The 1,474-nt window shown below is 80.2% G+C and carries 1 protein-coding gene and 1 pseudogene; both read left to right on the top strand.

Annotation, left to right across the window (positions count from 1 at the left end):
- Window positions 1-597 (top strand): annotated as a pseudogene (locus tag GTR00_RS20680) (hypothetical protein); the annotation flags it as partial.
- A 44-nt stretch (window positions 598-641) separates the two neighbouring features.
- On the top strand, window positions 642-1,474 hold an 833-nt coding region (locus GTR00_RS20685), incomplete at its 3' end, for an amidoligase family protein (protein WP_323132651.1).

Raw genomic sequence — 1,474 nt, forward strand, 5'->3', positions numbered from 1 at the left:
GCCCCGGGGACCGCCGCCCCGGCGCCCGCCCCCGGCGGGCAGGAGGCCCTGCGGCAGGCGGCGCGGGCGGCGGCGCAGGAGGCCGCCGCCCTGGACGCCTACTTCGCCGCCGGCTACGTCTGGGAGGACGCCGTCGAGCTGGGCGGGCTGTGGAACGTCGACCCGGTCCAGGCCAAGGTGAGCGCGGGCGGGGAGCTGCTGGCGGGCCGGGAGCTGCCCGTCGACCCCGGCGGCCAGCCGCACGGGGCGCCGGCGCCCTCGCCGGAGCTGGCGGCGTACTTCGGCGCCGGCTACGGCTGGGACGAGGCCGTGGAGCTGGCGCGGCTGTGGAACGTCGAGCCCGTGGAGGCCAAGACGACCGCGGGCGCGCACCTGCTGAGCGGGCGGGACCTGCCCCTGGAGCCCGGGACCGCACCCGGGGCGCCGCCCGCCCCGGAGGACCCGCGCGCCCCGCAGCGCGAGGCGTTCTCCGCCGCCGGGTACACCTACGACGACGCCGTGGAGCTGGGCGAGCTGTGGGGCGTGGACCCCTGGGAGGCCAAGGCGCTGGCCGGTGAGCGCCTGCTGGCCGGGGAGCCGCTGCCGGTGCTGCCCTGAGCACCCCGGACGCGCCGGTCCTGCACCGGCGCACCGGCGTGGAGGTGGAGCTGCTCGCCCCGCGCGGGCGCTCCCGCCGCGACCTGGCCGCGGAGCTGGCCCGCCGCGCCGGCGGCTCGGTGCGGCCGGTGTTCCACACCGGCAGCGAGGCGTCCGCGGCCCCGGGCGTGGAGCGGTTCTGGCACCTCACCCCCGGGTTCGAGGTCCTCGACGCCGCCGGCGCCCCGCTGTGCCGGCTGGTGGACGACACCACGATCGTGCGCGACCTGGACCCGGCGGCGGCGCCGGTGCCCGGCTGGTACCGGGTCGTGTCCGACGACGCGCGCCTGCTGCGCCTGGTCGCCGCCCACGCCGACCCCGCGGCGGGGATCGCCTCGGTGCTGGACCCTGTCGCGGCCCTGTTCGGCACCCGCACCCGCACCACCGGCGCCGTGGTGCGCCTGGAGGACGGCGCCGGCGCGAGCATCGCGCTGGCCGCGCCGCTGCCCGGTGAGCGCGAGCGCCCCTGCGAGGTCGTCACCCCGCCCCTGGAGCGCGACCACCTGGCCGCGCTGGAGGCGCTGCTGGCCCCGGCGCGCGCGCTGGGCTTCACGGTGCCCGCCGAGGCCGCCGTCCACCTGCACCTGGACGCCGCCCCGTTCCGGGACGTGGCCGCCTTCCGCGGGGTGGTGCGCCTGTTCGGGCCGTGGGGCGCGGGGCTGCGGCACCTGCTGGGCACCAACCCCGCCTGCCGCCGCCTGGGGGCGCCGGCGCCGCAGCTGGTGGAGCTGGCCGAGCGCGAGTGGTCCTCGTGGGAGGAGCTGCGCGCCGCCGCGGCCGGCACGGGCGTGTCCAAGTACCGCGACGTGAACCTCACGGGCGTCCTGGGCACCCGCCC

Source organism: Kineococcus indalonis, from assembly GCF_009906395.1.
GTDB classification, from domain to species: Bacteria; Actinomycetota; Actinomycetes; order Actinomycetales; family Kineococcaceae; genus Kineococcus; species Kineococcus indalonis.